14 protein-coding genes are annotated in these 16,071 nt (G+C 47.9%); 6 read left to right on the forward strand and 8 right to left on the reverse strand.

The window, feature by feature from the left end; translation table 11 throughout:
• Positions 1-3: 3 nt before the first annotated feature.
• Positions 4-2,271, reverse strand: coding sequence for a ribonucleoside-diphosphate reductase subunit alpha (locus tag VJ374_RS12335; protein ID WP_056062774.1), 2,268 nt, complete (start codon positions 2,269-2,271; stop codon positions 4-6).
• A gap of 461 nt (positions 2,272-2,732) precedes the next feature.
• Between VJ374_RS12335 and VJ374_RS12340 the strand changes: the two genes are divergently transcribed.
• The 4 genes from VJ374_RS12340 to VJ374_RS12355 are packed head-to-tail and all read left to right on the forward strand — an operon-like array spanning position 2,733 to position 5,513.
• The gene (locus tag VJ374_RS12340; protein ID WP_035406091.1) at positions 2,733-2,972 is read left to right on the forward strand and encodes a NifU N-terminal domain-containing protein; all 240 of its coding nucleotides are present in this window, start codon (positions 2,733-2,735) and stop codon (positions 2,970-2,972) included.
• Positions 2,973-3,029: 57 nt separating this feature from the next.
• Positions 3,030-3,824, forward strand: a complete 795-nt coding sequence (locus VJ374_RS12345; RefSeq protein ID WP_035406088.1) for a glycosyltransferase family 2 protein — start codon at positions 3,030-3,032, stop codon at positions 3,822-3,824.
• 4 nt (positions 3,825-3,828) lie between these two features.
• Entirely contained in the window at positions 3,829-4,326 is a 498-nt protein-coding gene (locus VJ374_RS12350; RefSeq protein ID WP_035406085.1) for an Lrp/AsnC family transcriptional regulator, read from the forward strand.
• Positions 4,323-5,513, forward strand: coding sequence for an aminotransferase (locus tag VJ374_RS12355; RefSeq protein ID WP_035406082.1), 1,191 nt, complete (start codon positions 4,323-4,325; stop codon positions 5,511-5,513). Before VJ374_RS12350 ends, VJ374_RS12355 begins: the two co-directional genes overlap by 4 nt.
• Positions 5,514-5,551: 38 nt before the next feature.
• Here the strand turns inward: VJ374_RS12355 and VJ374_RS12360 are convergent, their stop codons facing one another.
• Positions 5,552-6,439: a MazG nucleotide pyrophosphohydrolase domain-containing protein gene (locus tag VJ374_RS12360; protein WP_329468899.1), complete on the reverse strand. Its 888-nt coding sequence runs from the start codon at positions 6,437-6,439 to the stop codon at positions 5,552-5,554.
• Positions 6,405-6,590 carry a hypothetical protein gene (locus VJ374_RS12365; protein WP_035406076.1) on the reverse strand — a complete coding sequence of 62 codons (186 nt, stop codon included), beginning with the start codon at positions 6,588-6,590 and terminating at the stop codon, positions 6,405-6,407. Before VJ374_RS12365 ends, VJ374_RS12360 begins: the two co-directional genes overlap by 35 nt.
• 89 nt (positions 6,591-6,679) lie before the next feature.
• On the opposite strand from VJ374_RS12365, the gene ytvI reads away from it, so the two are divergent.
• Positions 6,680-7,804, forward strand: coding sequence for a sporulation integral membrane protein YtvI (ytvI, locus tag VJ374_RS12370; RefSeq protein WP_056062778.1), 1,125 nt, complete (start codon positions 6,680-6,682; stop codon positions 7,802-7,804).
• Here ytvI and VJ374_RS12375 read toward each other — a convergent pair.
• Genes VJ374_RS12375 through VJ374_RS12385 form a run of 3 tightly spaced genes read right to left on the reverse strand, consistent with a single transcriptional unit; the run spans position 7,784 to position 10,012 of the window.
• A complete protein-coding gene (locus tag VJ374_RS12375) occupies positions 7,784-8,452 on the reverse strand; it encodes a DUF429 domain-containing protein (protein WP_329468902.1) in 669 nt (222 codons plus the stop codon). The two genes, ytvI and VJ374_RS12375, sit on opposite strands and share 21 nt — an antisense overlap.
• The gene (locus tag VJ374_RS12380) at positions 8,433-8,603 is read right to left on the reverse strand and encodes a hypothetical protein (RefSeq protein WP_156358998.1); all 171 of its coding nucleotides are present in this window, start codon (positions 8,601-8,603) and stop codon (positions 8,433-8,435) included. Before VJ374_RS12380 ends, VJ374_RS12375 begins: the two co-directional genes overlap by 20 nt.
• On the reverse strand, positions 8,600-10,012 hold the full coding sequence (locus VJ374_RS12385) for a leucyl aminopeptidase (protein ID WP_035406065.1): 1,413 nt from the start codon (positions 10,010-10,012) through the stop codon (positions 8,600-8,602). The genes VJ374_RS12380 and VJ374_RS12385 overlap by 4 nt, the downstream gene beginning before the upstream one ends.
• A 352-nt stretch (positions 10,013-10,364) precedes the next feature.
• Here VJ374_RS12385 and ptsP point away from each other — a divergent pair, with 352 nt between their 5' ends.
• Positions 10,365-12,089 carry a phosphoenolpyruvate--protein phosphotransferase gene (ptsP, locus tag VJ374_RS12390; RefSeq protein WP_329468907.1) on the forward strand — a complete coding sequence of 575 codons (1,725 nt, stop codon included), beginning with the start codon at positions 10,365-10,367 and terminating at the stop codon, positions 12,087-12,089.
• A gap of 107 nt (positions 12,090-12,196) precedes the next feature.
• Here ptsP and VJ374_RS12395 read toward each other — a convergent pair whose 3' ends face one another.
• A complete protein-coding gene (locus VJ374_RS12395; RefSeq protein ID WP_329468908.1) occupies positions 12,197-13,714 on the reverse strand; it encodes an MDR family MFS transporter in 1,518 nt (505 codons plus the stop codon).
• Positions 13,715-13,866: 152 nt separating this feature from the next.
• Positions 13,867-15,978 carry a glucose-specific PTS transporter subunit IIBC gene (gene ptsG / locus VJ374_RS12400; RefSeq protein ID WP_308101865.1) on the reverse strand — a complete coding sequence of 704 codons (2,112 nt, stop codon included), beginning with the start codon at positions 15,976-15,978 and terminating at the stop codon, positions 13,867-13,869.
• Between the last annotated feature and the right edge of the window lie 93 nt (positions 15,979-16,071).

Consider the following 16,071-nt stretch of genomic DNA (forward strand, 5'->3'; position numbering starts at 1 on the left):
ATCTTATGATGAACACGATTCACATTCGTCGATCTCAACCGTCGTCGAACGCGTGTAGTAGATCGTCTTCATCCCAAGTTGCCATGCTTCCATGTGCATCTCGAGTAATTCTTTTGCTTTGACGTTATTTTTAACGTACAGGTTAAAGCTGATCGCTTGGTCGATGTGACGCTGACGCGAAGCATTTTGACGAATGCTCCATAACTGGTCAATCTCAAACGCTGATTTATAGAACCAGTTCGTTTCCGGTGTTAAATCCGGAACGGTAACTGGGATCTTATAGTTTTTCTTCTCTTCTGAGTAGACTTTTTTATAGATTGGATCAATCGATGCCGTACTTCCCGCAATGATCGCCGTCGATGAGTTCGGTGCGACTGCCATCAAGTAAGCGTTCCGCATCCCGTGCGCCGTGATGTCGGCTTGGAGACGATCCCAATCGAGTTCATCCGTCGTTTTGTAGTGGCGACGTTTGATGTACTCTCCTGTTTGCCATTCTGAACCTTCAAAGAGACGGTACGCGCCTTTCTCTTTCGCAAGTTGCATCGACGCATCGATCGTCAAGTAAGCGATTTTCTCGTAGAGACGGTCTGCGTATTGCACCGCTTCGACCGATTCCCAACGGATACCTTCGAGCGCGAGCAGATGATGCCAACCGAATGTTCCAAGACCAACGGCACGGTATTTTTGATTCGTCAATTGTGCTTGCGGAACATCGATCGTATTCAAGTCGATGACGTTATCAAGCATCCGCATTTGAATCGGAATCAATCGTTCGAGAACATCTGAACGAACCGCACGTGCAAGCGCAATCGATGATAAGTTACAGACGACGAAGTCACCTGGTGTCTTCGTGACGATGATTTTACCGTCTTCTGTATATTCTTCTGTCACGGTCGTCGGACTCATGTTTTGCATGATTTCCGAGCACAGGTTTGATGAATAGATCATGCCTGCATGTTTATTCGGATTCGCACGGTTAACGGCGTCACGGAAGAACATGTATGGCGTCCCTGTCTCAAGTTGCGAACGCATGTAGCGTTTGACGAGATCAATCGCTGGGACTGTTTTTTTGCTGAGACGCGGTTCGTTGACACATGCTTCGTATCGTTCCGTGAAGCTACCGCCTTGTTCTGTCTCATCGAAATAATCTTCAAGGCTGAAGCCCATAATCGTCCGAATTTCGTGTGGGTCAAACAGGTGCCAGTCTTCTCGTGCTTCTACGGCACGCATGAAGCGGTCTGGTAAGTTAACGCCCGTGAACAAGTCATGTGTCCGAAGTCGCTCGTCCCCATTGTTGAGCTTCGCATCTAAGAACTCGAGGATGTCCTTATGCCAGATGTCAAGATACACGGCGATTGATCCTTGGCGCATACCGAGCTGATCGACGCTGACTGCCGTATTGTTCAATTGTTTCATCCATGGGATGACACCACTTGAAACACCTTTAAAGCCTTTGATGTCTGATCCACGTGAGCGAATTTTCCCCATGTAGACACCGATTCCGCCGCCACCCTTAGAAAGTGTCGCTACATCCGTGTTCGAGTCATAGATGCCGCGTAGCGAATCATCGACTGTATCGATGAAGCATGATGAGAGTTGACCATATGATTTACCGGCGTTCGAAAGCGTCGGTGTCGCGACCGTCATGTAGAGGTTCGACAATGCCCAGTAGGCTTCTTTGACGAGTTCTAAACGACGTTCCTTCGGTTCGTTCTGCATCAGCGTCATCGCGATGACCATGAATCGTTCCTGCGGTAGCTCGTACAAATTTTTGACGTGATCACGTGCAAGATACCGGTCTGCCAGTGTCCGAAGGCCAATGTATGTGAACAGGTGGTCGCGGGAAGGATCAATCGTTGCCGACAGTTCGTTGATGTCTTCTTTCGAATACGCATCCAGTAAATGTTTCGTGAAGATACCGATTTCTGTCAGCTTTTCAATCAATGTATACAGCGAACCATATCGTTCTTCCGCTGCATATCCGCGGTTTTCACCCGCTTCTAGATATAACCGATTTAAGTAAGTCGCTGTCGCTACGAATGTCCAGTTCGGCTCTTCTGCCTTCAACATATCGAGTGCATGCATCGTTAACAGTTCATAGACTTGATCTGCTTGTAAGGACTTCCCTTCAAGCGCTCGGATGGCACGTTCTGTATAGCGGTCGATATCAAGTTCCGGATACGTTTCCGTCGCTTGTCGAATCACGACATATACGTCTTCTATTGTCATTGCACCCTTAAAGATGCGTGCTGTATTCAGTGGAGATGCCACTATGAACCACTCCCATTCTCTATCGTTAAACAGGTTCGCATTACACGATGAAATACGCTAAACTAAAAAAAGACGTCCTACATATAGAAAGAACTCTACAAGTATCACTCTATATATAGACGTTTTAGACGTTTTTAAACCTGTTAATGTACAAGATATAGGTTATCACTGAAATCTAAAAAAATAACCCCTTGCTTTGAAATTCAGGTCAAACAATTTGAAAAAGGCATCATGACGCCTTTTGAGATATATTGAGATAGCGAGTAAAACATATTATAAGTTCACGCGAACCCTTAAAATAAAGATGAGTCATTTCTCCTATCAGAAGAAAAATAATCTCTTCGAATTTTCTGATATACTGAACGTATCGATCTTCCGTTTGGAGGAAGAAGGATTGAATCCAACTATCACGAAAAGATGACATATGGCATATACGTATGTACGTTGAAAGGAGCTTACCTATGCAAGTCGATTACACACCAAACCCGAATTCCGTCAAAATCACGCTCGAGGAACAGCGCTTCGGTGCGAAAAGTACGAGTGTCAAAAAAGAAGATACACCGGAAGATACGTTGCTCGCATCTTTGATCGCGATCGACGGCATCGATAATCTATTCGCTTACGGCGACTTCGTGACGGTCACGAAAGAACCAGAAGCAGAATGGAATGAGCTGCTACCACGTATCGAAGCAAACATGTAAAAAAACAAGAAGACACCTGTTCCTGAACAGGTGTCTTTGTTCAAGGAGCGATCGCTGATGCCAACCGTATCCATCATCATCCCGACATACAATCGTCCTCGCGAACTAGCAGAAGCGCTAGAAGCGTTGACACGTCAACACTATCAGGACTTCGATGTCATCGTCCTAAACAATAATGGCGACGATGTCTCAGCAGTGACCTCTGCCTATCAGGATCGCCTGCAGATCACATATGTCGAGTTACCTGAAAATCATCACGTCCGTGCTCGAAATCACGGTGTCATGCTCGCTTCCGGTCGGTATATCTTACTTCATGATGACGATGACCTCTTATTACCGAGTCATCTCGAAGAGGCAGTCGGTGATCTCGAAGCCGGCGCGGATCTAACGTATACGGACGCGGAGCTCTTTACGTATCGCTGGGAAGACGGTCACCGGATTGCACTCCATTCCGAACCGTTCGCGTACCCGTATGATCCGGAGACGATCCGAGAAGACTCGACGTACATTCCGTCCGGATCGCTCTACCGTAAATCGCTCCACGATCAACTCGGTCTGTTTGATGAAGACGTCTTCAACTACTGGGACTGGGACTGGATTTTACGCGTCGGTAAGGATCATTTAGTGTTACATCCGGCACGAGCAACCGTCCTGTACGCCTTCAACCCGTCCGGCAATCATGAGTCGGCACGACAAGACGCAACGCGACGCGTCTATTTTGACCGCCTGGTCGAAAAACATCAACTTCCGACACGTGAAATGAAGAACTTCCATATTGTTCAGGAAGAACGACGCGCACGATTGCGACAGACACGCCGTACCTTCAATGGTCAATTGACAGAAAGTGAGTGATTCCATGTACACCGAAAAACAACTCGAATTATTAGCACTATTAACACAAAATGGTCCGATGGACGTAAACTTACTTGCGCAGATGCTCGATTGGGAAGCGTCAGAAGTAGCAGCTTCGATCGAAACATTCAAACGTGACGGTGTCCTACTCGGCTATACCGCCGTCATTGACTGGCAAAAGATTCATGCCCATCACGGCGTGACAGCTTTCATCGATGTCAAAGTCACACCAAAACGGGGACGCGGCTTTGATGAAGTCGCAGAGCGGATCCATCGTTTCCCGGAAGTGACGTCCCTGTATCTGATGTCAGGCGCATATGACTTACAAGTCGTACTTGATGGCAAATCGCTACAAGAAGTGTCTCAATTCGTTTCTGAAAAATTATCAACACTCGACTCCGTCATCTCGACGACGACCCATTTCCGCTTAAAGACGTATAAGCACGATGGCGTTCTCTTCAGTCAGGATGATGACGACAAACGATTGAAGGTGTCTCCATGAAATCTTTATCAACACGTGTCGAACAGCTAGCCCCATCCGGCATTCGTCGTTTCTTTGATTTAGCCGGATCGATGGAAGATGTCATCTCACTTGGTGTCGGTGAACCCGATTTCGTCACGCCATGGAACGTCCGAGAAGCAAGCTTTGCAGCACTTGAACAGGGCTACACCGCATACAGTGCTAACGCCGGTTTACTCGAGTTACGTCAGGAAATCGCGCTTTACATGCAAGAAAAGTTCGCCATCTCCTATTCGACGACGGAAGAGATCATCGTCACGACCGGAGCTTCGGAAGGACTTGACCTTGCGTTTCGTAGTTTGATCAATCCGGGAGATGAAGTCATCGTCGTTGAACCGGCGTTCGTTTCATATGCCCCTTTGATCGAACTTGCTGGAGGAATTCCTGTCGCCGCTGCATGTCACGCAGAAGACGGTTTTGCGATTCAACCGGAAACGATCGAACAGTTGCTGACGGACAAAACGAAAGCAATCATTTTCTGTTTCCCATCGAATCCGACAGGCTCGACGATGACACGCGATCAATTAGCGGACCTCGCGTTACTTGTTCAAAAGCATGATTTATATGTCATCAGTGATGAAATCTATGCGGAGCTATCCTACGAAACGGAAGCGATTTGTTTTGCGACCCTTCCTGGTATGCGGGAGCGGACAATCATCATCAATGGTTTCTCGAAAGCCTTCGCGATGACGGGCTGGCGGCTTGGCTTCACTTGCGCACCACCTGCGATCACGCAATCGATGCTGAAGGTCCACCAATATGGAATGATGTGTGCACCAACACTCGTCCAGTTTGCAGGAATTGAAGCGCTCCGTTCTCGTCATAAGACGGTCCCTGATATGGTGACAAGTTATCGCCAACGCCGGAATTACTTCGTCAAGGCGTTAAACGATGCGGGTCTCCCGACGCACTTACCAGGCGGTGCCTTTTATGCTTTTCCGTACATTGGTCATACCGGGCTGACGAGTGAGCAGTTCGCCGAGCAATTGTTGCTCGCTGAGCGCGTCGCCGTCGTTCCAGGATCCGTCTTCGGAGCAAGCGGTGAAGGCTATGTCCGAGCAAGTTACGCGAGTTCAATCGAACAACTGCAAGAAGCCATCGCGCGCATTCAGCGCTTCATGAAAAAATGGCAGACTCAGGATGAGACAACATCGTCTCATTCACACTAAAAATAAGCCGCTTGCTCAAACGAGCAGGCGGCTTATTTTTAATCGACATAGAAAACAAGAAACATCCAATAGTCGTCTTCCGCATGATACGGCGAGACTGGACCGAGTTGTGGCGCAAAGACTTCCAACCGATACGGTGAGTCCTTAAAGTCAAGCGGTGTCCGTTCCTTGATCAAACGTCCCATTTCATCCGCCAGCTCTTTGACTTCAACTAGACTACGCGAGCGTTCCATCGGTGCTTCGAAGACGAACGCCTCGATTCCTTCAATCGTTGCACAACGTAGGAAACGCCGGAGCGAAGGGAGTGCCGTCTCCATATTCTCCTTTAGCGTTTGATCCTCTTCGTACGCAGGGGCTCCCCAGAGACGTGCCTCACTTCCTGTCGCACTCCGGAAGTGATCAATCGTTTTTTCGGTAATGGGATCACGTGTCAAGGCAAAGCGTGTTTTATCCCGCTTGAGATTCTTTTCATTCGTCCGATCGATTTCCGACAGTAAATCGAGTTGAAGTGGTCGTGCTAAACGAAATAATTCCCGTTGCAGACGTGCGATAGAATGACCGATTGGAACAATTGTATCCTTCGCTTTAGGCGGTTTATCCCCTTCGTATCCATTCATGACGCGTGCGACTTGACCAGCTTCATGCACAAGTCGATAAAAGGAACCATCCTGATCATCGTTTACCGTTCCGAGTGTCTCATGTTGCACCGCAAGATCCGTCACGTATTGATTGGCAAGACACGTCGAGATCATCAAAACGTCGACAAGTTCTGAACGAAGAGCTTCTTGATCTCTTTGTTCGAGTGCTTCGCCGACTTCACCGATTTCTTCTGTCAAGCGTGCGAGACCAGATAGCGGTCGAAAATAACCTCCGAGTGAACGAATCGTCGCATCAACCTTTTGTTGCAGTATCTTCATCTGTTCCATCTGTCTGATCCTCCATGATTGCTTGACGTACTTGCGCCTCCGTCTCTTGTTTGACACGTTTGGCAAACGCCTGATTTTTCTTCCATTCTCGGATTCCAACGGATGTCGCAGCAATCAATGCAGCAAATAATCCGATTTCTCTTTTACGCATCGCTTTCTCCTCCTTTTGAATGACTCGTTCCCTACCTAAACATGATATGATGATATCAATTCTACATAATCCAGTAAGAGGTGTTGCTTGTGTCGACTGAACGTCTTTGGCAAATGGCCCGGTTCTTGACGGTGATCTTCGCCTTCGTAGCTGTTGGATGGTTACTCATCCGCCTCTCGTCCATTTTGTACCCGTTTGTCTTTGCGTTTCTGCTTGCTCTTTTCAGCCGTCCGCTCGTCGATTTCTTTCAAAAGCGATTACGGATCAATCGTGGATGGGGTGCGTTGTTGTCCATCATTTTGATCAGTGGTTTATTGATCGGTTCGCTTGCCTTGATCATCATGCAGTTGATTCGCGGTCTCGTATTTGTCGCCAATCAATTACCGGCACAAATCCAGGAGTTGAGTCTGTATTTTCAAAAGCTATACAACGAAAAACTGGCACCGATTTGGAACGATGCGTCCGAAGCATTACGTTCATTAGAACCATCCCAACAAAATACGGTCCAAAACAGTATTCAATCGCTCGGTAGTTCGCTTGCGAGTGCGATTGGAGAAGGCTCAAAAAGTGTTGCGATGATGCTTCAATCTGTTCTTGCGACTTTGCCATCGATTGCGTTGATTTTCGTCATCGTCTTACTCGCTTGGTTCTTTATCGCAAAGGATTGGCACCAGTACGAAATGCGATTGAAGCGCTACGAGATGCTTCCTTGGTTCGCTCGTGTCGAGTCGGTCTTCTTGAGCTTACGATCTGCCTTATTCGGCTATCTTAAAGCGCAGCTCACGTTGATCACGATCACGTTTTTCATCGTCTTGATTGGTTTGTTCATCATTGGTGTCGATCATCCATTCGCAGTTGCTTTCATCGCTGCCTTCTTCGACATCTTACCGTATCTCGGTACTGGTTCCGTCTTCCTGCCTTGGATCGCCTACTCGGTGATTACTGGAGATACGACGCTTGCGATTGGACTTGGCATTTTGTACGCCATCGTCATTCTCCAGCGCAACATCATGGAACCGAAGATCGTCGGCGATAACATCGGCATTCAACCGATTACGGCATTGATTGCGTTGTTCGTCGGTATCAAATTCTTCGGCGTCTTCGGGTTAATCCTTGGACCATTGATTGCCGTCATCTTAAAAGCACTCTACAATGCACAAATTTTCCATTACATCTGGGACTTCGTGAAAGGATCACCCACACCATTTCGGTGAGGGTGATTTTTTGGGTACAGCGGCATATAAAGGATACCCTTCCGTGTCCACTGGTTGACTTGCTGGAAAGTAATCGCATGGAAAACGTGCACCGGTCGCAAGCAGACAAGCATCAAGCCAATCATCAATCGCGACGTTCGGCTGACGCTGTTCCCATAACGGGGGACAATCGTATTGTTCAAGTAATTCGATTCGTTCCGCGATGCCTTCCTTTGTTTTCTTGGAAAAACGTGCCGGATGACCGGCGAGGCGTGCAAAGCAGACTTCCGGATGTGATTCGATCATTTCAGATCGATACGCATGACGGACTTCTCGGATTTTCGGCAATAGATACCACGCTTGTTTCGAAAGTCCGATACCAGCATGTTGTTTCGCTAAATCATTTGCTTCCATATAACTTGATGTTGTCAACGCACTGAGAAATGGTGCATTAAAGACACTACTCGTTCGTCCGGGGCGCAGTTCCTGTCGCAACAGCTGATCTGTTTCGCGTCGTCCTTCCATCAAACCGATCGGCATATCGATCCAAATTCGGTCGGCTGGCGGGACCTGTCCAAGCGTCGGTTCGATTGATCCTGAGTACGTCTCATTTTCGTACCTGACGACGACCCATCCTGCCTTTGCCGCATCAATCCCGATGACGTGCATTCGTCTTCTCCCGGAAAGAACGCAGTAGTGATAAGACCGTGAAGATACCGATAAATGTCGCAAGACCGAGCGATAGACGATCTCGTGCATCCAAGTACCAGACGACGGTAAGAATCGTCAACAAGACGCCGAGTAGATTCCAACGTCTCATTTTTCTTGCTCGACGAATCGATACAGACTACGAACCATGACACCCGTTGCTCCTTTTGGACCAATCTCAGACGCTTGATTCTGTTCCGATGTTCCCGCGATATCGAGGTGCAACCATGGTGTGTCGCCGACGAATTCCCCGACGAACGCACCACCGAAGATCATGTGTCCCATGCGTCCCGGTGAGTTATTCAAATCTGCGACATCTGAGCGGCGGACTTGTTTGATGAACGCATCGACATATGGCATTTGCCAAACCATCTCGTTCGTCTCTTTCGTCACCTGTTCAAAGCGTTCGTAAAGTGACGCATCATTCGTCAACGCACCTGTGATTTCTGTTCCAAGGGCGACAAGGACACCACCTGTCAATGTTGCGAGGTCGATGATGGCTTTCGGCTGGTACTCTTTCACGTACGTGACTGCATCTGCGAGGACAAGTCGTCCTTCTGCATCCGTGTTCAAGACTTCAATCGTTTTTCCTGCCATCGATGTGATGACATCATCCGGTTTGAAAGCATCCCCAGAAATCATGTTATCCGTTGCCGGAATGACGCCAATGACGTGAACATCAGGTTTGAGTTGACCGAGTGCTTCAAACAGACCAAGAACTGCTGCTGCGCCTCCCATATCTCCTTTCATCCCGACGATCCCGTCTTTTGGTTTGATCGAATAACCACCTGTATCGAACGTGACACCTTTTCCGACGACAGCAATCGGTGCTTCTACTGAGCCTTTGTATTCAAGGACGATCAACTTCGGCGGAATGACCGATCCTTGATTGACGGCAAGCAAGGCACCCATGCCAAGTGCTTCCATCTCTTCCTTATCGATGATTCGGAGATCATGTCCATGACGCTCCGCGATGAAGCGTGCTTCGTCCGCAAGCGCTGGCGCCGTCAAAAGATTTCCCGGCATCGTTACGAGACGTCGCGCCAAGTTCGTTGCTTCCCCTAAGGCTTTTCCGCGACGCACTGCCTCGTCTTCAGAAGGTAAGACCGTCAGATGAAGCGTGTATGCTTTAGAAGGAGATGTTTTATAATGTTTGACCTCATATGTAGCGAGGGTGAATGTCTCAGCAATCAGTTCGACCGGTTGACCTGGAAACGTCGTCGCGTCGACTGTCACCTGTTCTAAGCGGCGTGCTTTGACATGTTGTGCGGCTTTTCCGAGCAAACGGCGCAAGTTGTCTTGCGAGAGTTGATCGACTTTCCCAAGTCCGACGAACAGCACACGTGCGACGTCTCCCGATAACGTCGGCAACAGACGAAGTTCTCCCCGTTTCGTTGAGATATCACCTTGACGGACCCACTCTTCTAGTTTGTCACCATACAGTGCTTGTAATCGTTCATCAAGCGGTTGATTCCCTGATATCCCGACGATCAGTACGTCTACGGGTTGATTCGTTTGCATAAAAATTCCCCCTTTATCTAATACCTATTAGTATGAAGTGTTTTCAGTCATTTTCCAACTGATAGCCTCTCAACGAACAGCAAACGCTTACATGATTCTTGTTTGCCAATTTGTCGAAATGCTTGGTTTCAAACAATTGTTGCCCGTTTCACAATATGATAGGATTAAACAGGTGAAATATTGAGACACTTCAAGAAACGATGCGTTTGCTGTTCCGGGAAATGTCTACGTTTTCATTCAAGGGAGAGTGCGCAGAAGGCTCGTTAAGAGAGAGGCGTTTATGGGTATCTATAGATAGCTAAGAAACGAAGTCGTCGCGTTAAAAAAACTTACTGAAAAGAGGGTAATGCACATGGCACAACACATCAAAGGAATTGGCGCTTCTGCAGGGATCGCGATTGCAAAGGCATTCGTGATGGAAACACCGGTCTTTGAGATTCCATCGCACAAAATCGAGGATGCGGCTGCGGAAAAAGAACGTTTCCAAGCAGCGATCGCAAAATCGAAGACGGAACTCGAAGTCATTCGTGAAAATACCTTAAAAGAATTAGGTCCAGATAAAGCGGAGATCTTCTCGGCTCACCTTCTAATCCTAGAAGATCCGGAAATCGTTAGTCAGGTGAACGCAAAAATCGAGGACGAGCAAGCAAATGCTGCGAAAGCACTCGATGAAGTCGCGAACATGATGGTCATGATTTTCGAATCAATGGATAACGAATACATGCGTGAACGTGCAGCGGACGTCCGCGACGTCACGAAACGGACGATGGCTCACCTTCTCGGTATCACGTTCGTCACTCCAGCTCAAATTAACGAAGAAGTCATCATCATCGCGGAAGACTTGACTCCTTCAGATACGGCACAATTGAATCGTAAGTATGCTAAAGGTTTCGCAACGAACATTGGTGGCCGGACATCGCACTCTGCCATTATGTCACGTTCACTCGAAATCCCAGCAGTCGTCGGAACAAAAGTTGTCTTGACGGACGTTAAACACGGCGATCTTCTCATCCTTGACGGTGCGGAAGGTGATGTCATCGTCAACCCAAGTGAAGAGCAAGTCGCTGAGTATGAAGCAAAACGTGCAGCATACATCGCACAAAAAGAAGAGTGGAAAAAACTCAAGAACGAAAAAACAATGACGGCTGACGGTCACCACGTCGAGCTCGCTGCAAACATCGGTACACCAAACGATGTCAAAGGCGTGCTTGAAAACGGAGCAGAAGCTGTCGGTCTCTACCGTACAGAATTCCTCTACATGGATGCAGAGACATTCCCAACGGAAGACGAGCAGTTCACAGCATATAAAACAGTTCTCGAGTCAATGGGCGATAAAAAAGTCGTCATTCGGACGCTCGATATCGGTGGCGACAAAGAATTGTCGTACCTTGATCTCCCACACGAGATGAACCCGTTCCTCGGTTACCGTGCGATCCGTCTCTGTCTCGATCAAACAGACTTGTTCCGTACACAATTGCGCGCACTTCTTCGTGCAAGTGCATACGGTAAACTCGCTGTCATGTTCCCAATGATCGCAACAATCGAAGAGTTCCGTTCTGCAAAAGCACTTCTCCTTGAAGAGAAAGCAAATCTCCAAGGTGAAGGTGTCACTGTATCAGAAGACATCGAAGTCGGTATGATGGTCGAGATCCCAGCAACTGCGGTCATGGCTCGTCAGTTCGCAAAAGAAGTCGACTTCTTCTCTGTCGGAACGAACGATTTGATTCAATACACGATGGCGGCAGACCGGATGAACGAAAAAGTATCGTACCTGTACCAACCGTTCAATCCTGCGATCTTGAACCTCTTGAACAACGTCATCACAGAAGCACACAAAGCAGGCAAATGGGTCGGCATGTGTGGTGAGATGGCAGGAGAAGAATTGGCACTCCCAATCCTTCTTGGGCTTGGTCTTGATGAGTTCTCGATGTCTGCTTCATCTGTCCTTCGCGCACGTAGCTTGATGACACGCCTCAACAAGTCAGAATGTGAAGCAATCGTCGAGCAAGTGCTTGATATGGATACAGCAGAAGAAGTCGTCGACTTCCTCAGCACGACATTCGATATCAAAAAATAATTTCTGTTAGACGAATCTGGAGTAATCCAGGTTCGTCTTTTTTTATGCCGATTAACAAAAAAACAACGCCCTCTTTTAATAAGAAAGAAGGCGTTGTTGAAACCTGATTATTGAGCTTGTTTTTTCTTCTCTGGGGTCGCTTGTTCCGATAAAATCGGACGCTCGTTCCCCATTAAGAAGATAAAGATGACACCGAGTACTGCTGGAATCAAGGCCCAGAAATAGACGGTAGAGATGGATTCTGCAAGCGACGTCTTGATTGCTGCCGCGACTTCTGGTGGCATCTTCGCAAAGGCAGCTGCCGTCGGGAACTGTCCACCCGACGGCGCTCCACCTTGCGGCAATCGATCCGCTACAGCCGATGTGAACGTCCGTGATTGAATGATTCCGAGGACTGTGACACCAAGAGTCATCCCGATCGTCCGGAATGTCGATCCCATCGACGTCGCAGCACCACGACGTTGCATCTCGATCCCATTGATGCTTGCTAGGTTCAACAACGAGAAGCTGAAGCCAACACCGAACCCAAGAATGATCATATAGATCGTTACCGCTGTACGCGATGTCTCAAGCGTCATTGTACTGAGGAGATAGACACCGAGTAGGAAAAAGACAGCTGAGACGATCATGACATTTCGGAAACCAAACTTATTCGGCAACTGGCCACCGAGCTGCGCCGAGATGACTGAGGCAATCAACATCGGCATCAGGATCAGACCGGAGTTCGTCGCACTGCCACCAAAGACACCTTGAACGAAGATTGGAATGAACACACTCGCCGAGATGAAGACGAATCCATAAAAGAACGCAACGCCTTGTGTTGCCGCAAATAAACGACGACGGAACAGACTGAATGTAATAACTGGATCCGCGGCACGGCGTTCAGCGAATGCGAAGGCAACGAACGCGACGAGTGCTGCTCCGAACAGACCAAGAATTTGTGGTGAGGACCATGCATACTCTTTCCCACCCATTTCGAGCGCGAGTAAGAATAAAACCAATCCTGCAACAAGCGTGAAGGCACCGACGTAGTCGATTTTCTGTGTCCGGTGAACTGGTGATTCCTGATAGAAGACCGTCACGAGACCAAGGGCAATCAATCCGAGTGGGATGTTGATATAAAATACCCAGCGCCAGTCGAGGGAATCCGTCAATACGGCACCAAGCAACGGTCCGAAGATACTCGAAATCCCGAAGACCGCTCCGAACAATCCACTGACTTTCCCACGTTTCTCCGGTGGGAAGATATCAAAAATAATCGTAAAGGCGATCGGCATCAACGCACCGCCACCAAGCCCTTGCAAGGCACGATACGCAGATAATTCAATGATTGAGTCTGCCATTCCACACAAGATACTCCCTATCATGAAGATAAGCATCCCAAAGAGGAAGAAGCGTTTTCTTCCATACATGTCGCTCAATTTACCGAAAATCGGCATCCCGGCAACGGTTGCGATCATGTAAGCCGACGTGACCCAAGCGTACTGATCAAACCCATTCAGTTCACTGACGATCGTCGGCATCGCCGTCGCAACGATCGTGTTATCCATCGCTGCGACTAAAATCCCAATCAATAATCCGATGACGACAGGTGTCGTATTCGTTTTTGTTGTAGTCGAAGACATCGACGCACCTCATTTCTAAAAAATTAGCTAACTCTTATAATAGCTAACTCATTGTATCATCATATGTGCAAAATCTCACTATCAAATGTGCTTTATGATATTTTCACATAAAAAAGACGGATCGTTCGTGACGATCCGTCGCTTTTCTTCCTTTACTCTACACGATACGAAATCGCTTCTCCGGCTTCGACCGTCTGTCCGACATCGACGTCGACTTTTCGATCGCCAATGTTCGTGACGATGATCGGTGTCAGTAACGATGGCACGAGTGGTCGTACTTGCTCGAGATCGACATTGAGAAGTGGTGTCCCCGGTTCGACACGATCTCCAGCTTTCGCTAATGCCTCAAATCCTGTTCCTTCAAGTGACACTGTATCAATACCGATGTGAATTAAGATCTCATCTCCGTTATCTGCAAGAATACCGATTGCGTGTTTTGTTGGGAAGAAGGTTGTGATCTCACCAGAGACGGGAGAGACGACATATCCTTCCGTCGGTTCGATCGCATATCCGTCACCCATCATACGACCGGAGAATACTTGATCCGGTACATCATCCAGAGAACGAATGATACCGCTCAGTGGTGCGACGTATCCATCTTCAGGCACATAAGCACCCCCACGATCTCCAGCGAGTGGTCCCGTATCGGTTGTACCCGATCCAGAAGTTCGCGCTTCATCTCCTGTTGGAACTTGTGGAATCGGATCAGCTTCCGGTGTCTCTTTCGGTTTGTAATTTGGATCTTTCATGATATCTGCCATTTCTGACTTGATCCCATCGGATTTCGGTCCAAAGATTGCCTGGACGTTATCTCCGACTTCAAGGACACCGGCAGCACCGAGCTCTTTCAAGCGATCCTTGTTGACACCTGATTTATCATTGACGGTAATCCGAAGACGCGTGATACAGGCATCGAGGTGCTTGATGTTCGATGGACCACCAAACGCTTGCAGGATTTCATACGGAAGATCACCTGCTTGTGCCGTCGATGTCGCAGCACCTTCTTTAATCGCTTCACGTCCTGGAATCTTCAGATCGAATTTCGTGATGACGAAACGGAAACCGAAGTAATAAATGACGGCGAAAACGAGACCGACTGGAATGACAAGCCACCACGAAGTGCGATTCGGTAAAATCCCGAACAACGTGTAGTCAATTAATCCGCCGGAGAACGTCATCCCAATCTTAACGTTTAGCAAGTCCATAATCATGAACGATAGACCTGCAAAAACAGCGTGCACAGCGAACAAAAGCGGTGCAACGAATACGAATGAGAACTCGACTGGCTCCGTGATCCCAGTTAGGAAAGACGTCAATGCAGCTGAGAAGTAAAGACCTTCAACAGCTTTTCGACGATCTTTTGCGACAGTATGGTACATTGCAAGACAGGCTGCTGGCAAACCGAACATCATGAATGGATATTTCCCAGTCATATATGTCCCTGCCGTGAACGGTACACCGTCCTTTAATTGTGCAAAGAAGATTCGCTGGTCCCCATTGATGATCGTTCCTGCTTTATCCGTATATTCACCGAATTGGAACCAAAAGCTTGAGTACCAAATATGGTGAAGACCGAACGGAATCAATGAACGTTCGACGAGTCCAAAGATGAAGGCAGACAACGGTTCGTTCGCTTCGATGATTGTTTTGGAGAACGTATTGATGCCTGTTCCGATCGGTGGCCAAATATATGACAAAGCAAAACCTGCGACAAGACTGAACAAGGCGGTCGCAATCGGAACGAAACGTTTACCTGCAAAGAATCCAAGGAAATCAGGCAGTTTGATTTTAAAGAATTTATTATAACTGTACGCTGCTATCAAACCGGCAATGATCCCCCCGAATACCCCCATTTGCAAGGTCGGTATCCCAAGGACCGTCGCATACGACAAATCACTCGCCTTTTGTGCTTCTGTGATTTTTTCTGGTGTAATCTGCAAGAATGAACTGATGACCTTGTTCATGATCAGGAAACCAACGATGGCTGCTAAGCCGGCGACCCCTTCTCCGTTCGCAAGGCCAATTGCGACCCCTACAGCGAACAATAATCCGAGGTTCGCAAAGATGATGTCACCCGCATCCTGCATGACTCGCCAGATGACGACAAGCGAATCGTTCTCCAGAAACGGTAAATATTGTGTTAAGTTCGGGTTTTGAAACGCTGTCCCGAACGCAAGCAATAATCCCGCTGCCGGCAAAATCGCTACCGGTAACATCAGGGCCTTACCGATCCGCTGTAAGACACCAAACACGTTTTTCCACATGCGCATATTCCCTCCTTTTTTTAAACAAACTACTTAATTCATACCCTAAAATATTCTAGTGCAAAACGATTCTAAACGATTTCGAAAAAAAAA

It is taken from the genome of Exiguobacterium sp. 9-2 (assembly GCF_036287235.1).
GTDB lineage: Bacteria > Bacillota > Bacilli > Exiguobacteriales > Exiguobacteriaceae > Exiguobacterium_A.